This is a genomic window from Aureisphaera galaxeae (assembly GCF_028561275.1).
Classification (GTDB): Bacteria; Bacteroidota; Bacteroidia; order Flavobacteriales; family Flavobacteriaceae; genus Aureisphaera; species Aureisphaera galaxeae.
In genome coordinates this window covers 743835-770688 of record NZ_JAQQTF010000004.1, presented here as the reverse complement: position 1 = coordinate 770688, position 26854 = coordinate 743835, and the positions used below count along the sequence as shown (strand labels likewise).

21 protein-coding genes are annotated in these 26854 nt (G+C 41.1%); 11 read left to right on the top strand and 10 right to left on the bottom strand.

Going from position 1 to position 26854, the window contains the following annotated elements; translation table 11 throughout:
- Nucleotides 1-3: 3 nt before the first annotated feature.
- Nucleotides 4-444, top strand: coding sequence for an SRPBCC family protein (locus POV27_RS08765; protein WP_272862376.1), 441 nt, complete (start codon nt 4-6; stop codon nt 442-444).
- Nucleotides 445-617: 173 nt separating this feature from the next.
- Entirely contained in the window at nt 618-1220 is a 603-nt protein-coding gene (locus tag POV27_RS08760) for an SRPBCC family protein (protein WP_272862375.1), read from the top strand.
- A 74-nt stretch (nt 1221-1294) separates the two neighbouring features.
- On the opposite strand, the gene POV27_RS08755 is transcribed toward POV27_RS08760, so the two are convergent.
- Both POV27_RS08755 and POV27_RS08750 read right to left on the bottom strand, forming a co-directional pair.
- On the bottom strand, nt 1295-1981 hold the full coding sequence (locus POV27_RS08755) for a DUF4386 domain-containing protein (protein ID WP_272862374.1): 687 nt from the start codon (nt 1979-1981) through the stop codon (nt 1295-1297).
- Nucleotides 1978-2385, bottom strand: coding sequence for a hypothetical protein (locus POV27_RS08750; protein ID WP_272862373.1), 408 nt, complete (start codon nt 2383-2385; stop codon nt 1978-1980). The genes POV27_RS08755 and POV27_RS08750 overlap by 4 nt, the downstream gene beginning before the upstream one ends.
- A 116-nt stretch (nt 2386-2501) precedes the next feature.
- Here POV27_RS08750 and POV27_RS08745 point away from each other — a divergent pair, with 116 nt between their 5' ends.
- Entirely contained in the window at nt 2502-2945 is a 444-nt protein-coding gene (locus POV27_RS08745; protein ID WP_272862372.1) for a DUF6326 family protein, read from the top strand.
- A gap of 99 nt (nt 2946-3044) precedes the next feature.
- Here the strand turns inward: POV27_RS08745 and POV27_RS08740 are convergent, their stop codons facing one another.
- Together POV27_RS08740 and POV27_RS08735 are read right to left on the bottom strand one after the other, a co-directional pair.
- The gene (locus tag POV27_RS08740) at nt 3045-3287 is read right to left on the bottom strand and encodes a CDGSH iron-sulfur domain-containing protein (RefSeq protein WP_272862371.1); all 243 of its coding nucleotides are present in this window, start codon (nt 3285-3287) and stop codon (nt 3045-3047) included.
- A gap of 9 nt (nt 3288-3296) precedes the next feature.
- On the bottom strand, nt 3297-5342 hold the full coding sequence (locus tag POV27_RS08735; RefSeq protein ID WP_272862370.1) for an HD family phosphohydrolase: 2046 nt from the start codon (nt 5340-5342) through the stop codon (nt 3297-3299).
- Between the two features lie 122 nt (nt 5343-5464).
- Here POV27_RS08735 and POV27_RS08730 point away from each other — a divergent pair, with 122 nt between their 5' ends.
- The 3 genes from POV27_RS08730 (at nt 5465) to POV27_RS08720 (ending at nt 8778) form a co-directional block, all read left to right on the top strand.
- Nucleotides 5465-6643: an acetyl-CoA C-acyltransferase gene (locus POV27_RS08730; protein WP_272862369.1), complete on the top strand. Its 1179-nt coding sequence runs from the start codon at nt 5465-5467 to the stop codon at nt 6641-6643.
- A gap of 27 nt (nt 6644-6670) precedes the next feature.
- On the top strand, nt 6671-7420 hold the full coding sequence (locus tag POV27_RS08725; protein ID WP_272862368.1) for a C40 family peptidase: 750 nt from the start codon (nt 6671-6673) through the stop codon (nt 7418-7420).
- 113 nt (nt 7421-7533) lie between these two features.
- Nucleotides 7534-8778 carry a T9SS type A sorting domain-containing protein gene (locus POV27_RS08720; protein WP_272862367.1) on the top strand — a complete coding sequence of 415 codons (1245 nt, stop codon included), beginning with the start codon at nt 7534-7536 and terminating at the stop codon, nt 8776-8778.
- Nucleotides 8779-8846: 68 nt separating this feature from the next.
- Here POV27_RS08720 and POV27_RS08715 read toward each other — a convergent pair whose 3' ends face one another.
- Nucleotides 8847-10109, bottom strand: coding sequence for a tetratricopeptide repeat protein (locus tag POV27_RS08715; RefSeq protein ID WP_272862366.1), 1263 nt, complete (start codon nt 10107-10109; stop codon nt 8847-8849).
- A gap of 16 nt (nt 10110-10125) precedes the next feature.
- Nucleotides 10126-12666, bottom strand: a complete 2541-nt coding sequence (gyrA, locus tag POV27_RS08710; RefSeq protein ID WP_272862365.1) for a DNA gyrase subunit A — start codon at nt 12664-12666, stop codon at nt 10126-10128.
- Nucleotides 12667-12924: 258 nt separating this feature from the next.
- On the opposite strand from gyrA, the gene POV27_RS08705 reads away from it, so the two are divergent.
- From POV27_RS08705 to POV27_RS08695, 3 genes are all read left to right on the top strand, one after another.
- Nucleotides 12925-15483, top strand: coding sequence for an ATP-dependent Clp protease ATP-binding subunit (locus POV27_RS08705; protein WP_272862364.1), 2559 nt, complete (start codon nt 12925-12927; stop codon nt 15481-15483).
- Between the two features lie 85 nt (nt 15484-15568).
- On the top strand, nt 15569-15952 hold the full coding sequence (locus tag POV27_RS08700; RefSeq protein WP_272862363.1) for a hypothetical protein: 384 nt from the start codon (nt 15569-15571) through the stop codon (nt 15950-15952).
- Nucleotides 15953-15958: 6 nt separating this feature from the next.
- Nucleotides 15959-16285 carry a TraR/DksA family transcriptional regulator gene (locus POV27_RS08695; protein WP_272862362.1) on the top strand — a complete coding sequence of 109 codons (327 nt, stop codon included), beginning with the start codon at nt 15959-15961 and terminating at the stop codon, nt 16283-16285.
- Nucleotides 16286-16302: 17 nt separating this feature from the next.
- Here the strand turns inward: POV27_RS08695 and POV27_RS08690 are convergent, their stop codons facing one another.
- The 3 genes from POV27_RS08690 to hutH form a co-directional block, all read right to left on the bottom strand.
- Nucleotides 16303-20067 (bottom strand): ATP-binding protein, encoded by a 3765-nt coding sequence (locus POV27_RS08690; protein ID WP_272862361.1) that lies wholly within the window; start codon nt 20065-20067, stop codon nt 16303-16305.
- Nucleotides 20068-20503: 436 nt separating this feature from the next.
- The gene (locus tag POV27_RS08685) at nt 20504-21370 is read right to left on the bottom strand and encodes a GH12 family glycosyl hydrolase domain-containing protein (RefSeq protein ID WP_272862360.1); all 867 of its coding nucleotides are present in this window, start codon (nt 21368-21370) and stop codon (nt 20504-20506) included.
- Between the two features lie 40 nt (nt 21371-21410).
- Nucleotides 21411-22922, bottom strand: coding sequence for a histidine ammonia-lyase (gene hutH, locus POV27_RS08680; protein WP_272862359.1), 1512 nt, complete (start codon nt 22920-22922; stop codon nt 21411-21413).
- Nucleotides 22923-23032: 110 nt separating this feature from the next.
- Here hutH and POV27_RS08675 point away from each other — a divergent pair, with 110 nt between their 5' ends.
- The gene (locus POV27_RS08675) at nt 23033-24037 is read left to right on the top strand and encodes a TlpA family protein disulfide reductase (RefSeq protein ID WP_272862358.1); all 1005 of its coding nucleotides are present in this window, start codon (nt 23033-23035) and stop codon (nt 24035-24037) included.
- A gap of 80 nt (nt 24038-24117) precedes the next feature.
- On the opposite strand, the gene POV27_RS08670 is transcribed toward POV27_RS08675, so the two are convergent.
- On the bottom strand, nt 24118-25662 hold the full coding sequence (locus POV27_RS08670; RefSeq protein WP_272862357.1) for an NAD(P)H-hydrate dehydratase: 1545 nt from the start codon (nt 25660-25662) through the stop codon (nt 24118-24120).
- 108 nt (nt 25663-25770) lie between these two features.
- Between POV27_RS08670 and gcvT the strand changes: the two genes are divergently transcribed.
- Nucleotides 25771-26853: a glycine cleavage system aminomethyltransferase GcvT gene (gene gcvT, locus POV27_RS08665; RefSeq protein ID WP_272862356.1), complete on the top strand. Its 1083-nt coding sequence runs from the start codon at nt 25771-25773 to the stop codon at nt 26851-26853.
- The last annotated feature ends 1 nt before the right edge of the window (nt 26854 follow it).

Here is a 26854-nt window from a genome sequence, read left to right as displayed (position 1 = left end):
AAAATGGAAGATAAACTACTGATTATTGAACATGAATACAATGCACCTCTAGAACTCGTTTGGCGAGCTCTTACCGAAAAAGAGTTAATGACAAAATGGTATTTCGATGTATCTGATTTTAAGCCGGAAGTCGGTTTCAAGTTTCATTTCGAAGGTGGCGAGAAAGACAAGCGCTATATGCACCTATGTGAAGTCGTAGAGGTGATTCCGCATGAAAAATTGAAGTACACCTGGCAATACGAGGGATACGAAGGGCTTTCCTATGTTACTTTCGAATTGTCCTCTTCTGGAGAAAAAACCAAGTTGAAACTTACCCATGAAGGACTTGAAACATTTGTACTCCCAGATTTCAGCAAAGAGAGCTTTACTGGTGGTTGGAAATTCTTACTTCACGAATCCTTAAAGGAATACTTAGAAAACGGCAAAGCCCTTAGGTATTGGTAGTCCTAAAGCATAAGGCACACCTACCTTATACTGAGATTATAAATTAAAATCTTAAATTAAGGCCCAAAAGAGTTGATTTGCAATATAAAAGAGTTGCAAAGCACATTAGGAAAGGTCATGGATGAATAGGACTCTGTTGCAGTTGTAAACTAACAATCACAAATACCAAACTTATGAAAATTTTAAAGTACATCCTCGGAATTATAGTCATCTTGGCTATTGGGTTTTTCCTCGCTGGGATCATCAAACCCAAAGTATCGTACGATTGTGAAATTACCGTCGAAAAACCTCTAGCCGAATCTTGGGCGGTTAGCCAAGATGAGGAAAAGTTGGCAGATTGGTTGGAAGGATACCAAAAGACTGAAGCCGTAAGCGGAACTCCTGGTACTGTAGGTGCCGTATCGGATATTCATTTTATTCAAAACGGAGAGGAAATGGTCATTCGGGAAACCATCACTGAAATTGTACCGGACGAATCCGTTGCTATGAAATTTACCTCCGACTTTATGGATATGGACTACAAATTGTCTATGTCGGCTACGGATGACGGAAAAACAAAAATCAGCTCCACCACCACTGCCGTAGGAAATGGAATCATTTCAAAATCGCTTATGGCGTTGATGGCCGGTTCCGTAAAAGGACAGGAAGAGACCAATCTTGCGAATCTCAAGAAAACCATTGAAGGGAATACCAAAGACTATTTTCCTATAGAGGAAGAGCCTATTGAAACAGAAGAAGGCGAAAACGAAGGAAAAGAAGGCGAAACGGAAGAATAAAGCATAACCATCTAAAAAAACAAAAGCCCGATCATTAAAGTAATCGGGCTTTTTTAATTTCATATATCTACCTCCTACTTCACTATTCTTATGCCCTTAATGAGCAACCAAAGTGCAAAAGACAGCTCTCCAATGAAGGAAAACAAAAGCACATAAAACACATCTCCCGAATATTCTGGTGCAAGAATAAGCACAAAGCTATTAATGAGGTAACATAGCCCCGCAAGGACTACCAAAACTCCTAAAATACGTGGAAAGTGGTCCGATTTATAAACCAAATAGCCATATGTTAGACAAGCAAAACCAAAAAATATGAGCCCCAAGCCAAAACCGTAATCGTGCATATCCACTAAGAGATATACTAAGGCTTGTATCTGACTAGCACTGAACGATTCCGTATACTCTGGGTTATTGATTAAAATCGTCGGTATTATAAGCAACATCTTGTTGGCGACCAATACCGCTGTTTGTATCACATTAAACAACATGCCCAACAATGCGATGTATTTATTCACGATTCGAAATAGCATGAACAAAATAACCATCAATGGAATGTCCAATGCATGCATCATTACGTCCCCAATAATCCCTAATCGCCAAAGACTTTCGGATGTCATCAAATTCTGATAGGTAGACTCCGCATCCATTGTAATTATTGAACCTCTAATAGCTATCTGTCCAATGGTACCCAAAACAATGATAAGGAGGTACAGAAAACCTCCTATCCTGGCATATCGAGAAAGAGATACTCCTTTTTTCATCGTCCAGCAGATATAGTGTGGGTCTTAAAGTAACTTGTATAAAGATAACGCCAAGGAATTGTCACGGGAACCAGTATGATTCCTATGGCACAAGCGAAAAGTGTTTCCATAGCGTAGGTATCCAAACCTGTATTCAACAAAACAGGCAATGCGAATCCAAGTACCCAAATCAACTTCCAAACAAGTTCGAAGAGCAAAACGGGTAGCATTTGTAAGGGATACCAGATCCCAAGGGCTGCTAATAGCGCTAGTCCTCCAAGTAGTGCTTGAATCACCGAATCTTCATTGGCTATTCTTTGGTCAGGAAAAATGATTTCGGGCCAAATGGTCAAGAGAAGACCTGCCGATATAAGCAAATACATTCCGCGTAAAAGATAGATCCTAACTTTCGATATTTCTGACATGATTGGCCTCTTTTTGTAGATGACGAATGACTTGGTAAAATGCTACGCTACCTCAAGCAACTATTTATTTTTAGAGAGCGTCTATTTAATTGTATAGTCACTTCTAACAACCTGTCATGAAACAAAATGCATCGAATTCCAGCTCACTTATTGATCATAAAATCAACGTTAAACTTAAACTAGCGCTGCTTTGGACAACACTTATGTTTTTATACATTTACACCGATTATTTCGATTTAATGACACCGGGCGCTATTGAAGCATTCAAAAACCAACAGTCGCCTATAGGTCCGATAACTCCCGGTCTATTGGTTGTCTTCGCTACGACCCTTATGATCCCTTCTTTTATGATTTTCTTGCCCATAGTATTAAAACCAAGGATTTGCAAATGGCTCAACATTGTTGTAGCTGGCCTACTCTCTGTCATTTCTATTCTTTTGCTAATCGACACACTAGGATCTAAGTGGCATACGTTCTATGCGATAAATCAAGTGGCCGAACTCATCGTATTTGCCATCATCATCTGGCAGGCTTGGAAATGGCCAAAACAAGAAAGTTAATAGCATTGTATTGTTCTGTTTTCTCTTAATGGAAATAGTTATCTAAATAAAAAAGTCCGATCACATCAGGACCGGACTTTTCTGTATATCTTTTAATAGTTACGCGTTATGCGAGCCATCGCAATAGGGAGGATTCTTGGTCTCTTTACAGGTACATAAATAGGCCGTGCCCGTTTCGGCTGCCTCAAAACGCAAATTGGGTGATCCATTGTTGTCATTGTGTCCTCCATCGCAAAACGGCTGATTCTCACTATGCCCACAGGTGCACCATGAATATTTTCTTCCTTCCTTTAGATCGCAAGGAATGGGTTCTTCCCCTCCTCTTTTGTTATTGTATTCCATAGTCTTTTTTTATTCTGGGTATTCTACCCTTAGATGATAAATATTGTACAGTTTCTTTTTGAGTACTTTTTTAATGGTCTCTATTTCCTTAAAGGTAATATTTGCATTGATAAATTGCCCTTGCTCCATCTGTTTGTTAATGATGTTCTCTACAAAAGCATCAATCTTGGTCGAGGTAGGCTCTTTTAAACTCTTACTAGCGGCCTCTACACTATCTGCCATCATAAGTATGGCGGTTTCTTTCGAAAAAGGCTTGGGTCCCGGATATCTAAAATCTGACTCCATCGCTTCCCCATTCAACTCCTCCTCTTTTTTATAGAAATAGTATACCAAACTGGTACCGTGGTGTGTCCTAATAAAGTCGATCACTCGATCCGGTAATTTGTATTTCCGGGCAATCTCAATGCCTCGAATGACATGATCTATAATGATCTTGGCACTTTCTCGTGGTGCCAATTCATTCAACACGTTGACCGAATTCAATTGATTTTCCGTAAAATGCGAAGCATTCACCAATTTTCCCACATCATGATACAAGGCCCCTACTCGAACCAACATGGCATCGGCACCGATCTCATTTGCTGCAGCTTCAGATAGATTCGCAACATTTAAGGAATGGTGAAAAGTTCCAGGAGCTTTGTTAGAGAGTTCTTTCAATAATTTTGAATTGGTATTGCTCAATTCCAACAAGGATACTTCAGAAACCAAGCCAAATACCTTTTCATAGATATAGATCAACGGGAAGGCAAACAAAGTAATGAGTCCACAGAGAATGAAATAGGCAAAGTTCTTCCATTCAATCGTTTCAATATTTCCTTCTTGAATGATGAAAAAAGCAAAATACCCAATGATATAAATAAGTGTGATCTGCCCTACCGAAATAAATAGGTTGGCTCGTTTGGAAAGTTCAGACACTGTAAGAATGGTTACAATTCCGGCAATGATTTGAAGGAACAAAAACTCAAAACTATGGGGAACTATAAACCCTAATAGTAGCAGCGTAAGCACGTGTACAAAGAGCCCTAATCGAGCATCGAAAAAGCTTTTCAATACAATAGGAAGAATACACAACGGAATCACATAGATATAGGTAGCATCGTACTTCACAACCATAGTGGTCGCAAATACCATAAAGATTACATTGAAGAATATAAAGCTCACCTTCGTATTGTCCCTAAAAATCGCCCTGCGGTATTTATTCAGGAATAAGAACAGCATGATAAATACGAGGGACACCAATATAGAATACCCCAATACCACCCAATAGTAGTTCTTTTGGCTCCACACATCGCTCTCGTAGCGCGCCTGAAGGGAATTAAGGATCTGAAACTTATCACCTTCAACCATTTCTCCCTTGGCAATAATCCGTTCCCCTTTCTCAATAATACCTCGATTAGGGTTGATATTATTGATGTCTGATTCTATAGAAGTATTGGTAAGTCGTGCATTGTAGGAAACATTGGGTACCAAACTCCTGGTTAGAAGCTGCTGCAACAGTCCTTCAATATCCTTGGCATTGATTAATTGAACACGGGTGCTAATGGTTTGCGAAAGTTTCTCCTTCTGAAATAATTGAGAATAGAGAATCTCCCTTACTTCATTACCACTTTTCAAATAAATAAGTTTATCCGAATTAAAAGCATTGACTTCATCTATCACCCCAACGGTATAGCAGGAATTGAGAATGCTCACCCCGAGGTTTTGTGCAACCCGCTTAGGGGTTCTGTAAAGGCTGTCTACAAAATTGGATTCGAATAAGGCCACAAAATTCTGAGCGGCCTCATCAGAAATGGAACTATTGTGATCGAAATAAGGAATGGCACTGGCACGGATATCCTCCTCTTGTTGCTCAAGAGTTGCCTTATCCTTCTTTATAGTGAAATTGAAAGGCGCATACAGGTTTTCGTCCTGCCAAGGTTTCCCTTTCTGAAAATCGTATTTAAACTTCCCTCCTTTGGGCAGCAAATAGATGACCAAGACCGTGGAAATGAGGTACAAAAAGACCTTATAGATAAGGGATTGGTTTTTTGTAAAAAACGAGAAAAATGTCGCCATAAAAATTCTTGCTGTAGTAAAGGTATAAATATCGCGTCATTTATCCCAAGTACCTTCGACCAAAGATGCATAATTTGAATTAAAATCCGTAATTTCGCGTACCGTTTAAAACAGATAATTCCATGAGCAAAAAAGTTGTAATTGTAGCCGCTGCGAGAACCCCAATCGGTAGTTTTATGGGAAGCCTTTCTTCCTTAACTGCAGCCCAATTGGGTACCACAGCAATTAAAGGCGCCTTAGATAAAATCGATTTGGATCCCAACCTTGTAGAAGAGGTATTTATGGGAAATGTGGTGCAGGCTGGTGTAGGACAGGCGCCCGCAAGACAAGCTGCATTGGGTGCTGGAATCCCCGATACCGTTCCTTGTACCACTGTAAATAAAGTATGTGCCTCTGGAATGAAAGCGGTAATGCATGCTGCACAGACCATCGCCTTAGGTGATGCTGATGTGATTGTTGCCGGTGGAATGGAAAGCATGAGTAATATTCCTCACTATGTACACATGCGTAACGGCAAGAAATTTGGTCCGGGCACTCTAGAAGATGGAATGCAGAAGGATGGATTGGTAGATGCCTATGACAAAAATGCCATGGGAGTATGTGCCGATGCTTGTGCTGTTGAATACGAATTCTCCCGTGAAGATCAGGATGCCTTTGCGATTCAATCCTACGAAAGATCGGCCAAAGCATGGAGCGAAGGAAAGTTTGCAAATGAGGTTGTCCCAGTAAGCGTTCCCCAAAGAAGAGGTGAACCTGTGGTGGTGAGTGAAGATGAAGAATACAAGAATGTAAAGATGGAAAAAATTCCAGCGTTGCGTCCTGCCTTTACCAAAGAAGGTACTGTAACTGCGGCCAATGCTTCCACGATTAATGATGGTGCTGGTGCGATGATTCTTATGAGCGAAGAAAAAGCAACCGAATTAGGATTAACCCCATTGGCCAGTATCACTTCCTATGCCGATGCCGCCCACGAACCAAAATGGTTTACCACAGCTCCTGCCAAAGCATTGCCCAAAGCCCTTGCAAAAGCAGGAATTGCCATGGATGATGTTGACTTTTTCGAATTCAACGAAGCTTTCTCCGTGGTAGGTTTGGCCAATATGAAAATCTTAGGACTCAACGACAGCAATGTAAACGTAAACGGAGGAGCCGTATCTCTAGGACATCCTCTAGGATGTAGTGGCGTTCGTATCCTTATTACTCTACTTAGTGTTCTACAACAAAACGATGCCAAGATTGGAGCCGCTGCTATCTGTAATGGAGGTGGTGGAGCTTCTGCCATGGTTATAGAAAGAAACTAATCTCTTTCCGCCCTTAGTTTCTTCTGCATGAAATACGGTATTTGTCCAATTAGTATTGTCCCCTTGCGCGACGAACCCAATGACCGAAGTGAAATGGTCAATCAGGTGCTGTATGGGGAAGTACTCAAGGTTTTGGAAAGCCGAAAAAAATGGAGCCGTATCCGATTGCAGCATGACAAGTATGAAGGTTGGATAGACAACAAACAGTTTCAGTTCATTTCTGAAGAAGAATATAAAGCACTAGATACGAAAACCCCTACCCTTTCGGCAGATTTGGTGGATTTCGTAACCACTGAAAAAAAAGAACTGCTTTCCATTCCCATGGGAAGCAGTTTGCATGGAATCGAAGTACTTAAGCATACCTTCGAGGGCAAATCATTTTCCGGAAAGACCGCGAAGGAAAACCTAGTCGATACCGCCCTGCTCTACTTGAACAGTCCTTATTTATGGGGTGGAAGAACTCCTTTCGGAATTGACTGTAGCGGATTTACCCAAATGGTATATCGACTGAATGGACATTCCCTCCTTCGAGATGCGAGCCAACAAGCTACTCAAGGGGAAGCCCTTAGTTTTATTGAAGAAAGCGAACCCGGGGATTTGGTATTTTTCGATAATGCCGAAGGTGCTATCGTGCATGTGGGCATTATCATGGAAGACAACTACATTATTCATGCACATGGTCGCGTTCGTATAGATCGTATTGACCACACGGGAATCTTCAATCACGAAGAACGCCGTCACACCCATAAACTGCGGGTGATTAAAAGGATTCTATAGTCCTTTTATTCCTTACTCATTTATCGTATTTCATGAAAGCAGAGAGGCAATGCCTTCCTGACAATTTCCTTTTGCCTATATTGAGATTGGCATTACTCAAAAAAACAACTACTATGAAAAAACCATTACTCATTTTACTGGCTACGTTGCTGTCTATTACCTGCTCCATGGCACAGGGATTTTGGTTACAACTATCCAATGCCCCTTCCGGACTGGGAAGATTTGACGATGTATTTTTTCTGAATGAAAATCTAGGATGGGCGGCCAATGGCCCTTCTTCTCAAGTGTACAAAACAACGGATGGTGGCGAGACTTGGACGCTGCAGTTCGATCCGGGAGGCTACTTTAGAAACATTGAATTCCTGAATGAAAATATTGGCTTTTTAGGCACACTAAGTAACACTTTTTATAAAACTACGGATGGTGGCGATACTTGGACCGAAGTGAGCATTACCCCTAATCCACCTGCCATTTGCGGACTGGATACGGTTGGGGAAAGTACGGTCTACGGATGCGGTGCTTGGTTTGATCCTGCTTATGTTATAAAATCTACCGATAGCGGAGAGACATGGGAATTCATAGACATGTCTGCCTATGCAGAGGCCTTGGTCGAAGTACTATTCATAGACGAGCAAACAGGCTTTGTTTCGGGAAATGCTTCATCTGGCGGTGTGATATTGAAAACTACCGATGGGGGTAATTCATGGACGCCAATTTTCAATTCTGGAAACGAAGGCGACTATGTTTGGAAGCTACAACTACTCGAGAACAACACAGTGATGTTTGGCTCCATACAATCTAACGTATCAGGTAGATTAGCGAAATCCTTGGATTCCGGACTTAATTGGCAAACATTTAGTGCTCCCGAAGGTTTTGTGCAGGCCGTAGGTTTTCAAACCCCAGAACGCGGATGGATGGGTGGACACAACACGGGATTCTATGAAACCAATGATGGTGGGGAAACTTGGTCCAGCCTTGGATTGGGAGATAACTTAAATAGAATATTTTGGCTAAATCCAAACCTAGGATATGCTTCCGGCGAATCTATTTATAAATTCACAGGGTTCTTGAGCACCGAAGAGTTTGAATCCGTTCCTGTACCCGATTTGGACGTAAAGGTGGCTCCTACCCCTATTAAAGATAAACTCAACGTGGAAATTAGATTTACGCACAGCGATAATTTGGTTATAGAGCTGTATGATCTAACAGGGCGCTTCATTACAAAATTTATACGTGAACAGATCACGGATCCAAATACAAAACAATACTCCTTCGATTTCAATTATTCCCCTGGTACCTATCTTTTGGATGTACATACCAACAACCATAGAAAGGGCATTGTTATTACGAAGGAATAATAATCATTTAATCCATAAAAAAACCGCTCGTAAGGAGCGGTTTTATATTCTTATGATCGTCGGATATATTATCCGCCCATAGATTCTAGTTTGGCTTTCATCGCTTTGTACTCGCTATCTTTTCCTAATTGACTGTAGATATTCATAAGGGTTCTTACCAATTCCACATTGTCATCTTTAGCTCTAACAGCCGACTCCAAATAAGGCAATACGTCTTCGTATAACTTGGTTCGTTGATTCTTCAACTCGTCATAGCGTCTTTCATCGGCAGCAGACATTCCCAAATTATTCATTTCTTCAACGATCGCACCTTCTCCAGAAAGCATCAATGCAGCAATATTAATTTGAGCGACGGCATAATCTGGTTTAATCTCTAACGCTTTCTTGTAGTACCCAAGTGCCTTTTCCTTCTGTCCATTCTGAGCTGCTCCTACTCCCAAGTTGTAATACAACTCGTGGTTGTTAGGATCCGTTTTAATGATTTCATTCATAATGGAATCGTACTTTTCCATGTCTCCCATTTTATAAGCCAAATCAGCTTCAGAACGCATTAAAGCAACATCGTTCGGATTGGCTTCTCTTGCTTCTTTCATAAGAGCCTGAGCCTTGTCCGTTTCTCCTTTGCTAATGTAAATGAGAGTTACCTTTTGCAAAATATCCCCTCTTACAGATTCTGTGGTTCGCTCTACTGGAGCAGTGTGACCCAACAACAATACAGCTTGATCCATATCCTCCTTATTAGGGTGTGTCACTTGCACCCCTTCCGGGTTGTTAGAGAGATATTCGGTCTTGATACCGGTATATCCCATTTTCAATAACTCTTTATAATGAGCCAGGGCATTATCGAAATCCTTACCATTTACCAAGTTACCCGCAGCATAATACATATAAGAAGTATCTACTGGACTCACTCGGTACCCTTCCAATAGCTTATTGGCAGCCATGGCATAGGTTTTCGTCTCTTGGTCTTTAATTGCACTATTTACCAAGTTAATTCTGAGTGCATTTTTCGCTTGGTCTAATCGCGTAACAACATCGCCTTTAGGACTAAACTGCTCAACTTTCATCAAAGCATCGGCCGCTACTTTCATCTTATCGAAATTAGTTTCCCCGGCATCTTTGGTAAAAATTTCCCCCTTAATAAGGTAGAATTGTGTTTTGAGGTTGTCGTCGGCACTGGCTAAGAGAGCGTCTGCTTGATTAATGTAGTTCTTAGCCTCAACGATATTGCCATTTTTAAGTGCTTTGTCGGCCTTTTTAATTTCCTTCTTCTGCGCCATCACGGCCAAGGAAGCCAACATCATTCCGGCAATAAGTATTCTGTTTTTCATTGTAGGGAATTTAAATTTATTCGTTATTATCCGTTTGTGTCTCGTCTTTATCAATAGCTGTGCCATTTTCTGGAGTTCCCTCATTTTCTAGGTCTTCCCCTTCTAAGTCCATGTCATCTTCTTCATGCATTACTTTGGCTACGGCAGCGATAGAATCATCATCGCGTACTTTGATTAGACGAACCCCTTGCGTGGCTCTACCCATCACCCTTAGATCTGCCACAGCCATTCTAATGGCAATTCCCGATTTGTTGATGATCATAAGATCGTCGCTATCGGTCACATTTTTTATGGCTACTAAAGTACCTGTTTTTTCCGTAACATTAATGGTTTTCACCCCTTTTCCTCCACGATTGGTGATTCGGTAGTCTTCGATGCTGGAACGTTTTCCGTATCCATTTTCGGAAACCACCAAGATGTTGGACTCGGTATCGTTCACAGCTACCATTCCTACTACCTCATCTTCAGGACCTCCCAAGGTAATTCCCCGAACCCCGGAAGCGTTTCTACCCATAGGACGGGTCTTCTCTTCTTCGAAACGAATGGCCTTTCCAGACTTTACAGCCAACATTACTTGGCTATCCCCTGTAGTAAGCTTCGCTTCTAATAACTCATCACCTTCACGGATGGTAATGGCATTAATACCATTGGATCTTGGACGTGAGTACTGCTCCAATGGAGTTTTCTTCACCTGTCCTTTCTTGGTTGCCATGATCACATAGTGGTTGTTAATGTACTCTTCATCCTTTAGATCTTGCGTACAGATAAAGGCTTTCACTTTGTCATCTTGTTCTATGTTGATCAAATTCTGAATGGCACGTCCTTTGGAAGTACGACTACCTTCTGGAATTTCGAATACACGCATCCAGAAACACTTTCCTTTTTGCGTAAAGAAGAGCATGTACTGGTGATTGGTCCCCACGAACAGGTCTTCCAAGAAATCCTCATTTCTTGTGGCCGAAGCTTTCTGGCCAACTCCTCCTCTATTCTGCTTCTTATATTCGGAAAGTGATGTACGCTTAATGTATCCTGCATGCGAAATGGTAATCACCACTTTTTCATCTGGAATAAGGTCGGTAATACTTACATCACCACCGGCATACTCGATCACAGAACGTCTTTCGTCTCCGTATTTCTCTTGAATTTCGAGTAGCTCTTCTTTAATGATATCCATCCTACGTTCCTTCTTGGCTAAGATATCCTTGTAGTCTTCGATGGTTTTCATGAGTTCTTCGTACTCGGTACGAAGCTTGTCTTGCTCTAGACCTGTTAACTGTCGCAGTCGCATTTCTACGATGGCACGCGCTTGGATTTCGGACAACTCGAAAGTCTCAATCAGCTTGGCACGCGCTTCTTCGGCATTGGCCGAACCACGAATAAGCTTGATCACTTCGTCAATATTATCGGAAGCAATGATGAGCCCTTCTAAAATATGTGCTCTTTCTTCGGCTTTGCGCAATAAGAACTCCGTACGACGTGTCACTACCTCATGACGGTGTTCTACAAAATAATGGATAAGCTCCTTTAGGTTCAGTAACCTAGGACGTCCATTCACCAAGGCAATATTGTTGACACTGAAACTGGATTGCAGTTCGGTGTACTTATATAGCATGTTAAGAACGATGTTAGGAATGGCATCCCTTTTCAGAATGTAAACAATTCGCATTCCTTTACGATCCGACTCATCCCTGATATTGGAAATACCCTCGATCTTTTTGTCATTAACAAGATCGGCAGTTTTCTTAATCATATTGGCCTTATTTACCTGATAAGGCACTTCGGTTACGATAATACATTCGCGTCCCGCTACTTCCTCGAAATGGGCCTTTCCACGCATCACAACACGACCCCTTCCAGTATGAAAAGCATCCTTCACACCTTCATATCCATAGATAACACCTCCTGTTGGGAAGTCGGGCGCCTTAACATATTGCATCAACCCGTCTATGTCAATGTCGTTATCATTTATATAGGCCACTGTTCCGTCAATTACTTCTGAAAGGTTGTGCGGAGGCATATTAGTGGCCATACCTACGGCAATCCCCGAAGCACCATTCACCAAAAGGCCTGGCACTTTGGTTGGCAGTACGGTGGGTTCCTGAAGTGTATCATCGAAGTTAAGTTGATGATCCACGGTTTCTTTATCAATATCGGCCAACATATCTTCGGAAATCTTCCGCATACGCGCCTCTGTATATCGCATTGCTGCTGGACTATCTCCATCTATAGATCCGAAGTTTCCTTGTCCATCGACCAGCATATAACGCAAACTCCACTCCTGGGCCATACGAACCATAGCATCGTACACGGAGGTATCCCCGTGCGGGTGGTACTTACCTAATACTTCCCCAACGATCCTTGCAGATTTTTTATGTGCGCTATTTGCTCTTACCCCCAATTCGTACATTCCGTACAGCACCCTTCTATGAACAGGCTTCATTCCATCACGCACATCTGGCAGTGCACGTGACACAATGACCGACATCGAATAGTCGATGTATGCCGATTTCATCTCATCTTCAATATTAATTGGGATTAATTTTTCGCCTTCAGCCATATATAAAAACTATTATTTGGTTATTAAAATCTAAGAAAGCAAGATACACTATTTTGCAGGTATTCACAGCGATTTTAAGGGGTAATATTCACGATTTTATTAACAAAAATTTAATGCAAAAACGTTAATAAGTATCGTAGCTTGCATTTGCATTTTAGTAAGAAATTTGTTCCTTTTACTACTACCTCACATATTGGGTACAATTTTTGCCCTTAACTAATTTTATTTACTTATTTTAGACAAACAGGAGAACGATATATGGACGATAATTTTTCACCAAGAGTAAAAGATGTAATAGCCTACAGTAAGGAAGAGGCGTTGCGCCTGGGTCATGATTTTATTGGCACAGAGCACCTCATGTTGGGTCTATTGCGCGACGGTAATGGCAAGGCCGTGAGTATCCTGAATGCCCTGGATATTGATTTAAACCACCTACGTAGAAAAGTAGAAATTTTGAGTCCCGCCAACCCTAATGCTGGTGCGACCACCAATGATAAAAAGAACCTCCATCTTACGAGACAAGCGGAGCGTGCATTGAAGACTACTTTCCTGGAAGCCAAACTTTTCCAGAGCTCGTCTATTAATACCGCACATTTACTCTTGTGCATACTGCGAAATGAAAATGACCCCACCACCAAACTGCTTCATAAAATGAAGGTGGATTACGATGGGGTAAAAGATCAATTTAAACTTATGATAACCAACGACGAAGAATATATAGAACCTACAGCATCCGATTCCTTCCCCAATGATGATGACGAAGCCACAGCGGGAGATGGGGATAAAGACAATTTGTTCTCGGGAACAAGTTCTACCAAAGGCAGCAAGAAATCGAAAACACCGGTACTCGATAATTTTGGCCGGGACCTTACTGCCCAAGCCGAAGAGGGAAAATTAGATCCTGTAGTAGGAAGGGAACATGAAATTCAGCGTGTATCGCAAATCCTAAGCCGAAGGAAAAAGAACAACCCATTACTTATAGGGGAACCTGGTGTGGGTAAGAGTGCCATTGCCGAAGGATTGGCCTTGCGTATTGTACAACGAAAAGTATCGCGTATTTTATATGATAAGCGCGTGGTAACGCTCGACTTGGCTAGTCTAGTAGCGGGTACTAAGTACCGCGGACAGTTCGAAGAGCGAATGAAAGCGGTGATGAATGAATTAGAAAAGAATGACGACATTATTCTTTTCATAGATGAAATCCATACCATCGTAGGTGCGGGAGGTGCTACCGGTTCCTTGGATGCTTCCAATATGTTTAAACCTGCCCTGGCAAGGGGAGAAATTCAATGCATTGGAGCCACTACCCTAGACGAATACCGACAGTACATTGAAAAGGATGGCGCCTTAGAAAGACGTTTCCAGAAAGTATTGGTAGAACCTACGAGCGTGGAGGAAACCATTGAGATCCTTCAGAACATCAAGGAAAAATATGAAAGTCATCACAATGTGGTCTATACCGATGATGCGATCGAAGCCTGTGTGAAATTGACCAACAGATATATGACCGATCGTTTCTTGCCGGACAAGGCTATCGATGCTTTGGACGAAGCGGGATCCCGTGTTCACATTACCAACATTAATGTACCCGAAAAGATATTGACGATAGAATCCAAATTGGAAGAAGTACGTGAGTTGAAGAATTCTGTAGTCAAAAAGCAGAAATACGAAGAAGCTGCTAAGCTTCGCGATGATGAAAAGAACTTGGAAAAAGAATTGGCGACAGCTCAAGAAGCTTGGGAAAAAGAATCCAAGTTACATAAAGAGATGGTAGATGAGCCCCAGGTAGCCGAGGTAATATCTATGATGACAGGAGTTCCTGTTCATAGAATTGCCCAAACGGAAAGCAACAAATTGGCAGAACTGCCAGAGCGTATCAAAGGTAAAGTTATTGGTCAAGATGAAGCCGTTGCCAAAGTGGTAAAGGCCATTCAGCGAAACCGTGCGGGACTTAAGGATCCAAACAAGCCAATTGGTTCATTCATTTTCCTAGGACAGACCGGAGTTGGAAAAACCCAATTAGCCAAAGTGTTGGCACGTGAGCTATTCGATAGTGATAATGCCTTGGTTCGTATCGACATGAGTGAATACATGGAGAAATTTGCCGTATCCCGACTTATCGGTGCACCTCCAGGTTATGTAGGGTATGAAGAAGGTGGACAACTTACCGAAAAGATCCGTCGCAAGCCATACGCTGTAGTATTGCTGGATGAGATTGAAAAAGCGCACCCCGACGTATTCAACATGTTATTGCAAGTATTGGATGATGGATATCTTACCGATAGTTTGGGAAGAAAGATCGATTTCCGAAACACCATCATTATCATGACTTCCAATATTGGAGCGCGTAAGCTGAAGGACTTTGGTCAAGGGGTAGGTTTTGGAACGGCTGCCAAAACAAGTCAAGCAGATTCCCATGCTAAAAGCATTATTGAAAATGCATTGAAAAAGGCATTTGCTCCTGAATTCCTAAATCGTGTAGACGATGTAATGGTTTTCAACGTATTGGAAAGAGAGCACATCCACAAAATTATCGATATCGAACTGAACAAATTGTTCGGGCGTATTTCCGATCTTGGATATGACTTAAAGCTTACCGAAAAAGCCAAGGACTACATTGCCGACAAAGGATTCGATAAGGATTATGGTGCCCGACCTTTAAAGCGTGCCATTCAGAAATACATTGAAGATGCGTTGGCCGAAGAGATTATTAATTCAAATTTGAAAGAAGGTGATACCATCACCATGGATTTGGATGAGAAAACGGAAGAACTGAAAATTCAGATAAAAAAACAGAAGAAGGCGACAGAATCGTAAGTCGCACTCATCAAAATACGTAGCACCTATTTGATTTTATTCGGATAGGTGCTATTTTTATTACCCACCAACCCTCCTCCACGTCATGAGTATGTTCCATTATTACGATTTAGGCTATTGTGAAGCCTTTATTTTCGATGAGTTTTTAGTCAATCAGATACGGGAAGGCATTACCATTACCCCCGAGCACAATGTAAAATTGAAAGAGGTCATAGACACCCACTTCAAGGACAAGCCCGTTGTCTATATTTCCAACCGCATTCACTCCTACTCTGTAGATCCCCTTACCTATATTGAAACTTCCAAGATTTGCAATTTATTAGCCATAGCTGTGGTATCCGACAATCTTACCTTTAGGGAAAGCGCTGCTTTCGAAAGTAAGTTCTATCAGAAACCTTTTGCTATCTTCGAAACATTGAGCGAAGCCATAGAATGGGTACACAAGACCATTCAGGAACAAATGGACTAATTGCCTATGACGGAAAAAGAACAAATTAAAACCCGAATTCTTGAAGAAATTGAAAGCACGCAAGGACTGGTTGCTAAGTATAGGGAATTGACAAAACCCATTGCTCCGGAAAATGCCATAGGACGTGTATCGCGAATGGACGCCATTAACAATAAAAGTGTAAATGATGCTGCACTGAAAAAGGCTGAGCTCAAGTTGAAAAACCTTCAGGTAGCCCTTTCTAAGATAGATGATACGGATTTCGGGATCTGTGTGCGTTGTAAGAATGAAATTCCTTTGGGCAGGATCCTATTAATGCCCCAAGCCATTACCTGCGTTAATTGTGCGCGTTAATTTTACAATGATCGAGCTTATTTTCGAAAAGACGAAGGGGTTGCTTTATACATCTTTTTGAAATTTGAGGAAAAATAAGACGTATCCTCAAATCCTACCTCATAAGCAATTTCGCTTACCGAAAGTTGTGATTTTTCCAAAAGCTCTTTGGCCCTTTCCAATCTAATTCGATTAACATACCGCATAATAGACATCCCCGTAAGGGCTTTAACCTTCCTATGTAGTTGCGTACGGCTCGTACCTAAGGAGTTCACCAGAGATTCCGTGGAAACTTTAACCCTATTATTTACTACCAATTCTTGAATTTTTTGAATGAATTCAATATCTAACTGATTAATATCCTTATAATTATCATTTACCCCTTTTAAATTGAGCAAAGAACTGAATTGTTTTATTCTGCGGGAATTCTTAACAAAAATACTGTCAATTATAGCCAGTAGTTCATCACTATTAAACGGTTTTTCCAAATAGGCATCAATACCAATTTCATAGGCATCCACCTTACTTTGAGTATCTGTTTTCGCAGTTAACATAATAAACGGAATGTGGGAGGTTTCTACCTTGCTCTTAATCTGCTTGCAGAATTCATGTCCATCCATCACAGGCATCATGATATCACTAATGATAAAGTCTACTTTTTTGTTTTTAGCTATGCGAAGTCCTTCTTTCCCATTTTTTGCAGTATATAGCCTATACTTTTGCATTAATAGCCCCTTCATGTATTGCAATAATTCTTCATTATCCTCTACCAATAAAACAGTATGCTTTTTTTCATTGAAGGGGTTTAACGGAGTTTTTGGAGATGCAACCAACTCGTCTACATAAGGTGATTTAAACGTTAAGGAATGTGACGAAGAAGCATTTTTAAGAATGGGAAGTGTAATCTTAAAAGTTGTTCCTTTAAGAATATTGCTTTCCACCGAAATACTTCCATCAAGGAGCTCAACAAGTTCTTTTGTAAGTGCCATACCTATTCCGTTGCCAAGGTTACTCTCCGTGTCGAATGTCTTGTAATACCTATCGAATATATAAGGAAGATCCTCTTCTGAAATCCCTTTCCCTGTATCCGATAGGGTAAGAACCACCTGCTTTAATTCTTCATCGCACCCAATATGTACCGTTATTTTACCTCCTGCAGGGGTAAATTTTATGGCATTGGACAAAAGGTTGTTAACCACTTTTTGCAGTTTATCATCATCAATATCCATAAATAGGCTTTCCATCTGGGTTAGGAACACCAGTTCTTGCTGCTTGGAGTCTGTATAGGCCCTGTAAAACGAAATACATTTGCCAACAAACCCTATAAGATCCCCGTGCTTGTAATGTACCTGCATTTGTTGTACATCCAACGACACAAGATCTAGCATCTGATTAACCAAATGCAGCAACTGATCACTATTCTTTTTTATACCAGAAACCCTTTTGTGCTCTTTGGTGTTGGAGGACTTATCTTTTAAAAGAGCATCGGTCAACCCGTTAATAATAGTTAACGGCGTCCTAAACTCATGGGATATGTTGGCGTACATTTTGGATTTTACTAGATCAAATTCCTTGGTCCTTTGTGTTTCAGATTTCGCCAATCGCTGCCTCAACAATAACGCATATATTGAAAATAGTACCAACAATAACATTATTCCGTAACCTGCGTATGCCCACCAGGATAGGTACCATGGTGGCGCAATATACATTTGAAACCGAAACACGTTATCAGGCACTCCAATTTCCCCTAAATGATAAAGATCCTTTACTTTAAGCTCATGATTTCCAAAGGGAATACGCGTAAAATAAGCAGTTTGGTGATCTGCAACTACCCAATCCTCATTGTCTAGGGCATACGCATATCGTACCTTATTGTTATGCTCGTAATCCAAGTTGGAAAAACGAATGGAGAAATTGTTCTCGGTATAATTCAGTTTAATGTCCTTTGCATAGGGGGCATTAAAAGGCAAAACATCAGCTTCCCCTTGCTTATGCTGAATGGAAATATTGGAAATGCCTACTTCTTTCTTCAACGACGGGGATTCTAAGCGATTAATGTCTATAGCTTGAATACCTTTGTCCGTTCCAAAATATAGGATATGATCATTATCAAAATAGTAGCCAGAAGAATATAGGAAAGAGTTGGAAATGAGCCCATCTTCTACTGTATAATTGAAAAATTGTCCGTTTTCCTGATCGTACACATACAGTCCATCACCTATAGTACTAATCCACAACCGGTTGTCGAGATCCGAACGCAGTGCCATGATCTTTTTGTCGAATAGATGGCCACCATTTCTTAACCTTGAAAAGTTTTCTTCTTGTTCGTTGAAGGAAACAATACCCGTATCCATTCCAAACCAAATAGTTCCTTTTTTATCTTCAGTTAGTGTGGTAATTACGTTAGAGGTGATGCTATTCAAATCCTTCCTTAAATGCCTGTAATTAATTGACGGCAGCTGTGATGACTGTAAAGGGAATTCGGAAACGTCCTTTATGCAATACACCCCAAATGCCGCTGTAATCACCCAAAGTCGATCTTTTGTATCCCTTAGCATTTGTATAATCTTGGCTTCATTGGACGGCACGGAAGCATCCAAGTTGAAAAACCTTAATTCTGTACCGTCTTCATCCAATAGATGCACACCGTTCCAACTGCCTACCCAAATCCTGTTCTTCTTGTCCCTTTCAATCCCCATTACCCTAAGGTTGGTGTTCAATTTTGTCCTGCTTATGACATTATCATTATAAATCCTAAAAATCTCGCCTTTACCAGTACCTGCCCATAAAATAGAATCGAACCGTTTTAAAGAAAGTATGGGTTCATTAAGGATTTGATGTCTTACCCCTATACTATCCAGTACAAAGAGTCCATTTAATCCACCAGCATAGATTCTATTTTCCCATCTCAGGGTTCTACGAGCGTGTATCTGTGGAAAAGCCTTATTAAATGTCTCTGTGTGTTGTCTTTCTTTAAAAACACCATGCGAGGTACCTACCCACAATAAGCCATCACGATCTACAAACAGGGTCTTCAAGCTATTGAATGGAGCTTTTATATCTAGAGGCACTTTCTTTAAAGCAAAATAATCAAGCTCGAGCTCAAAGATTTCGCTCCTGGAGTGCAAATAGATAGCATCACTCCTTTTCACAAAGCCTTCCATTTCAACTTTGGTATCCTCTTCCTTTATTAGTTTACCATGAACTAAATGCCTAAGTTTTGTCCCCATTCCAATGGTGACCCCTTTATCATGTGGAACCAACAACGTAATTCTATCTTTTGCATCGTAGTGCAACGTAATCTGCCTTTTTTCCATATCGTACTTAAAAAGGCGATTTTTATTGGCCAACCATAGGGTGTTACCAAAAGCTGCAATTTTACTGGTTCTTTGTCCTTCTGGAATTTTGATAAAATTTCCATTATCTCTTACGTACACAAAAACCCCTTCGTCCGTGGTTAACCCTAAATTCCCATTATCCATCTTTTGCAAGGATAAAATATACCTTGGGCCAAAACCTTTATTCTTAAAGAAATTATCGAATGACAAGCTATCGGGGCGAAAACGGCTCATTCCACCTCCCCATGTTGCTAACCAGTAATTCCCGTCATGGGAAATGGCGATATCAGATATATAGTTGGCCGGCAACCATGATTCCTTTTCCGGGTCGCTCCTAAGTGCATCGAAATGATGCCCATCGTATCTGTTAAGACCATCTTCTGTACCTAACCATATAAAGCCCTTATCGTCTTGATCGATACTGGTAATATTTTCATTAGATAGATTGCCCTCTACTTTTTCCAAACGCAATAAGGGTTCTGTCTGGGTCAACCCACGAAGAGGGCATACCATTAAGAAAAACAAAACAAACTTTGGAAAAATTTTGGGCCCCATATATGACTTCAGTATAACAAATTGCCGACTGCGGCAAATGTGTATAACCATTAAATTTACAAAGTAAAGCTCTTTCCCAGAGCCGAAAACATACAAAAAGTCATTAATAGTAGAATTTCTCTTTTCATGATTTTCAGTCTTTAGTGGTACATAAGGATTAAATCTTCAACAAAGCTATATGAATATCCATTCCGAGGGTTTAACTATTGTTCCAATGGGTATAAAAATTGTTTCACAGTCTTATTTATCTAATATCTAAACTTAAGTAAATACAATTGAAAAGAAATAGCCCTTTCATTTTATCAAAAACGAAAGGGCTATAATTCTTAGGTATATGTAGCAAAAGCTAAGATTTCTTTTTAAGCTTCCATTCAAATTCTTTCACCAAAGTAATACCGCTGGAATTGCCTATTTCATTACCCAGTTCTAAAGAGGCAAAATAATCGGTAGGAGAAACATGTTCGTTTTCTAACAAATAATCCATGAAGTGCTTTACATCTACCTTCCCTTCGGAGCGTGGGCTTTCACGAACAAAGGCAATATATACCCAATCCTGGGCGAATTTATCATTCTTTAAGTAACCTTTATATACTTTATACCTTCCAAAAGGAGTAAGGATACTTTCGATTACTTTTCCATAGGAACTGAAATCGAAATAATCTTCCCAAATCATGATTTCGGTAGTGATATTCTTATTATCGGCCTGGGAAACATCCGTTAACCAAATATCGAAAGCAAGATTGTATTTGCGGTGCTTTACATGGGTTTCGAAATTATAGGAAACATCTAAGGCATCAATTTCGGATACCAAAAGTGGGAATCCACCACTATTCTTTCGTTTCTTGCCTCCCCAAGGCGTTCTTCCAATTTCAAGAGCGGGGTATCCTATTACACCACTTGCAGAGTTGTCGATTTTCCATTCCCATCCACAGTTTTCACCTTCTTTAAATATGCATAGTTCTACATTGCCCCGTTTTACCTTTGTTTTACCCCACAGATTATTCTTCATGGTCACCTGATTTTCTAACTTTTCCCGATGTCCTTCTTTACAGGTTTTAAAATCGGATTCCGTAACCAGTTTGCGGGCATCGGCCGAAGCCTTTTGGGCGACCATCTGTTCGTGGGTAACGTCGTTGTTCAGGGTTTTACATGCGGAAAATAAGCCTATGAGTACGAGACCATAGGTCATGATACGGGGTAATGAGGTTTTCATTGTACTGGAGTTGTTTCTATAAAAATAGAAAAATCAATGATTAATCGAACAAAATATCATTTTCTATGGAAAAACTCTGTAGAAATCCTATAGAAGCATGCATGTCATCCGCCAACAGGCGATCTTCATCTACAAAAGGAACCCCGTCCCTATAATGCCCTAAAAAGGACTCTACGAATTCCGAGGATTTCTTGGGCTTTCTGAAAGCAATGGCTTGGGAGGCATTCATTAGCTCAATGGCTAAGATGGTTTCCACATTGTCGATAATGCGAAGACATTGGGTAGCCGAATTTGCCCCCATACTCACATGATCTTCTTGCCCATTGGAAGAAACAATACTGTCTACCGAAGCGGGTGTTGCCAATTGCTTGTTCGCGCTTACAATGCTGGCTGCCGTGTATTGCGGAATCATAAAACCACTGTTCAGTCCCGGATTATTCACCAAAAACTGTGGCAATTCCCTTGCTCCGGAAACCAACTGAAAAGTCCTTCTTTCGGAGATATTTCCTAATTCGGCCATTGCGATTCCGAGATAGTCCAAACCTAAAGCTAAGGGTTGTCCATGGAAATTCCCTCCAGAAATGATCTGATCTTCATTTCGGAAGATGTTTGGGTTATCGGTAACGCTATTTATTTCGGTTTTAAAAGTCTTTGTTACAAAAGTTAGGGTATCCTTGGTGGCTCCATGTACTTGAGGAATACAACGGAAGGAATACGGATCCTGAACCTTTTTGTTTTCGGAAGCACCAATTTCACTTCCCTCCAAAAACTCCAGTATTAATTGTGCTGTTTTAATCTGCCCACGGTGTGGTCTCACAATATGCACCAGTTCATTGAAAGGGCTCATATTACAATCGAAAGCGTCTACAGAAACGGCTCCAATAAGATCCGCCAAATAAGATAGCTTGTGTGCTTTCAACAAGCAATGTACCCCATAGGCACTCATGAATTGTGTTCCGTTTAGCAAGGCAAGGCCTTCTTTGGCCTGCAATGCTAAGGGTTGCCAGCCGTGCTCCTCGAGTATTTCAGATGCTGGCATGAAACCATCTTCCGTATGCACTTCCCCTTTGCCTAACAACGGCAAGGACATATGAGCCAAAGGAGCTAGATCTCCAGAAGCTCCTAAACTTCCTTGGGTATACACCACGGGAAGAACGTCGTTGTTGTAGAAATCGATAAGCCGCTCTACGGTTTGCAACTGGATGCCACTAAAACCATAACTCAGGGATTGAATTTTTAGAAGCAACATCAACTTTACAATGGGCTTGGGAACCAAATCTCCAGTTCCACAGGCGTGCGACATCACCAAATTCTCCTGCAATTTAGAGAGGTGTTCGGAGGAAATCTTCACATTACACAAAGAACCGAAACCAGTATTGATACCATAGACGGGCGAATCGTCATTCTTAATTTTTTCCTGAAGGTATTCGTGTGATTTATTGATGTTTAAAATAGCTTCATCGGAAAGGGCAATGGCCTTGTTTTCTTCGATAATATCTTTGATTAAGCCTAAAGATAGTATCTCGCTGCTCACATAATGAATTGGGCGCATGGGCATAGGTTGTTTGCGACAAAAATACCAATTTCTTGTTAAGGTTTTATCGATTTTTCAGTAATCGACCGAATATTATTTTATTTTAGCAAAAACCAAATACCGTAAGTATGAAAAAAATGCTTTTTCTGTTTGCTGGACTCCTACTTATAGGCTGCCAAACGGAAGTAAAAAAAGACTATGTAACCTTTTCCGGTAAGATAACAAACAAGAACAGTGACTCTATTGTTTTATCGAAAAAAGGATTTAAAAGAGTTATTCCTGTAAACGAGGATGGTACATTTAGCGATACCTTAAAGGTGGATACCGATTTTTACACCTTTTACGATGGTGGTGAATATACAGGACTGTATTTAAAAAATGGGTACGATCTACACATGACCTTAGACACCGAGCAATTTGATGAAACCATTGCTTACACAGGTGAAGGTGCCGACAACAATAACTACTTGGCCGAAGAAGCCAGAATGAAAGAGAAATTATTGGATTTTGACATTGATGAGATGGATGCTGCTGGACTGGATGCAAAACTGACCAGTGTTGCTGATGAGTTGAATGCTTACTTGGACAAGCAAACTACTTTGGATACCATGGTGGTGAACGATGCCAAGAAAGGAATAGAAGGTACCGTTAAAAGCTACAAAGGATACTTAGGAGACCTTATTGCACTTAGAACCAATTTACCCAAAGGTTCTCCTTCCCCAACCTTCTCAAACTACGAGAACCACGCTGGGGGAACTACTAGCCTAGAAGAGTTAAAGGGGAAATATGTATACATAGATGTTTGGGCTACTTGGTGTGGGCCTTGTAAGGCGGAAATCCCTCACTTAAAGCAAGTAGAGGCGGATTACCATGACAAGAACATTGAGTTTGTTAGTGTTTCTATAGACCGACCCAAAGATCACGACAAATGGATAGCTATGGTTACCGACAAAGAATTAGGCGGTGTTCAGTTGTTTGCGGATAACAACTGGGAGTCTAAATTCGTAAAGGACTACTACATTAAGGGAATTCCACGTTTCATTCTTATCGATCCTGATGGAAATATCATTAGCCCTAATGCTCCTAGACCTTCTAATCCAGAGCTTAGAACAATGCTTGATGAGATGATCTAAAAGCAACAATATAGCATAGAAAAACCGCCAGTCATCCTGAACTTGTCGAAGGAAATATGGCGGTTTTTTTATGCTTTTTATTACGCCTCTTCGGGTGGGGCTTCCGGTGCTGGTTCCTGACGGAACAACTCTAGGAAAGCCGCTCCAATGGTGTCAACAATATCACCTGCCAAAAGGGCTTCAAAACCTAGTTCTTGCGTAGCCAAATTTCCAGCACTACCATGCAAATACACCCCAAACATAGCGGCAACCAAAGGCTCATATCCTTGGGCCAATAGCCCTGTAATGATCCCTGTTAATACATCTCCACTACCTGCGGTAGCCATTCCAGGGTTTCCAGTACTATTTATGTAGAGGTCATCTCCAAATACCGTTACGGTATTAGCTCCTTTTACCACAATGATAACTTCGTGGGCTTTTGAAAACTCTTTGGCCTTTTCCAGCTTCCCGATATCGTGATCCCATTCACCAACAAGACGCTTCAATTCTCCAGGATGTGGTGTAAAAATGGAGCCCTTGGGCACTTCCTCAATCAATTTGGGATTTGCGGCCAATAAGTTAATGGCGTCTGCATCGATCACCATAGGTGTTTCTGCATTAGAAAGTAACGCCTCAAAAGCTTTGAGTGTCTCTTTTTCTTGGCCCATTCCAGGTCCGACTCCTATCGTATAATTAGATGTATCCCATTCGGTTTGGGTGATGGTAGTTTCATTCTCATCGCATACAACCATGGCTTCAGGAACAAGGCCAATTAAAATATCATGTCCGCAGGCAGGCACAAAAGTCGTGGCCAAACCACTCCCCGATCGCAAAGAAGCCTTTGTCGCCAATGCCATTGCTCCTATTTTTCCACGTGAACCTCCTACCAAAAAAGAATGTCCAAAGTCACCCTTATGGGCATACTTAGGACGTTGTTTGTAAAAGGTCTGTGCTATGGGTTTTACCACGACACGGGCCAATGGCCGGGTCATCATCTGGTATTCTTGATCCAAACCAATATCCAAAGCTTCAAAATAAGGCACATACTTCCCGGTATCCGGTAAAAAGAAAGCCAACTTAGGGGTTTGAAAAGTAAGGGTATGATTGGCGTTAAGGACAGCATCAGGATCCAATACAGGTCCATTGGCACTTAATCCGCTTGGGATATCTATGGCCAGTTTAAACGCTTTTTCAGCATTTAGATATTGTATGAGGGATTTCACCCAACCTTCGGGAGCACGGTTCAATCCGATTCCGAAAAGGGCATCTACGATGATATCATCGGGATGTATTTCCGGGAAATCTTCTTCTCCTTTCATAAGTATGGGCCATTTCTTAGTTACATCTTTAATCCTTCCGTAGTTGATTAAAAAGCACTTGGATCGCTTATCGGTAAAATTGGCGATGTATACGTTGACATTGTATCCGCTTTGAATAAGCAATCGTCCCAAGGCAAGTCCATCCCCTCCATTGTTTCCAATTCCACAAAATATATGAATGGGTACCTGAGCCCCTTGCATACGGGTGTGTAGCCAATTAAAAATCTGTGTAGCAGCACGTTCCATTAAGTCGGTAGAAGTAATACCTTGTCGTTCGGTAGTGACTTTATCGGCTTCGTACAATTGCTCTGCGGAAAAAACGTTCATGAAAAAGGATTTTGCGCAAGTTACCAACTTGTTGAAAACAATCAAACAAATCCTACGGTAGCTTTGTGAGAATCTCTAAATTTGCAATCCAATTACAACTACAGACCTATGAAAAATACTGCTTTATCTGCCGTTCATGAGGCTTTGGGTGCCAAGATGGTCCCTTTTGCCGGTTATAACATGCCCGTTTCTTATGAAGGGGTAAACGTAGAACACGAAACCGTTCGTAAAGGCGTGGGTGTCTTCGATGTATCCCATATGGGTGAATTCCTAATTACGGGACCTAATGCCTTGGCTCTTATTCAGAAAGTGACTAGCAATGATGCTTCGAAGTTGGTTGACGGGCAAGCACAGTACAGTTGCCTTCCCAATGAAAACAACGGAATTGTAGACGATCTTATCGTGTATCGTTTGGAGGAAGAAAAGTGGTTATTGGTTGTAAATGCTTCCAATATTGATAAAGATTGGAATTGGATTAGTTCCCATAACACTATGGGTGCAGAAATGCGTAACCTATCCGAAGATTATTCGCTTTTGGCCATCCAAGGTCCGAAGGCAGCTGAAGCCATGCAATCCCTTACCAGTGTGGATTTGAGCGCCATTAAGTTTTACACTTTCAAGGTAGCCGATTTCGCTGGAATTGAACATGTTATCATCAGTGCTACGGGATATACTGGAAGCGGTGGTTTCGAAATCTACTGTAAGAACAGTGAAGTAGAGCAGATCTGGAATAAAGTGTTGGAAGCAGGAGCCGATTGGGGTATTAAGCCTATTGGATTGGCAGCGAGGGACACATTGCGATTGGAAATGGGGTACTGCCTCTACGGAAATGACATAGACGACACCACTTCTCCAATTGAAGCTGGATTGGGATGGATTACCAAATTCACTAAGGAATTTGTCAATTCAGAAAACCTTCAAAAAGAAAAAGAACGCGGCCCCGAAAGACGATTGATCGCCTTTGAACTGAACGATCGCGGAATCCCTAGACAAGGGTATGATATTGTGGACGGACAAGGAAAAGTAATTGGTAACGTAACCAGTGGAACCATGGCACCTTCTTTAGGAAAAGGTATTGGTTTGGGTTATGTGCCAACGATTATGAAGGATGTAGGAACGCAAATCCACATTCAGATTCGTAAAAATGCCGTCCCTGCAACGATTGTAAAACTCCCATTTTATAAGGGATAGC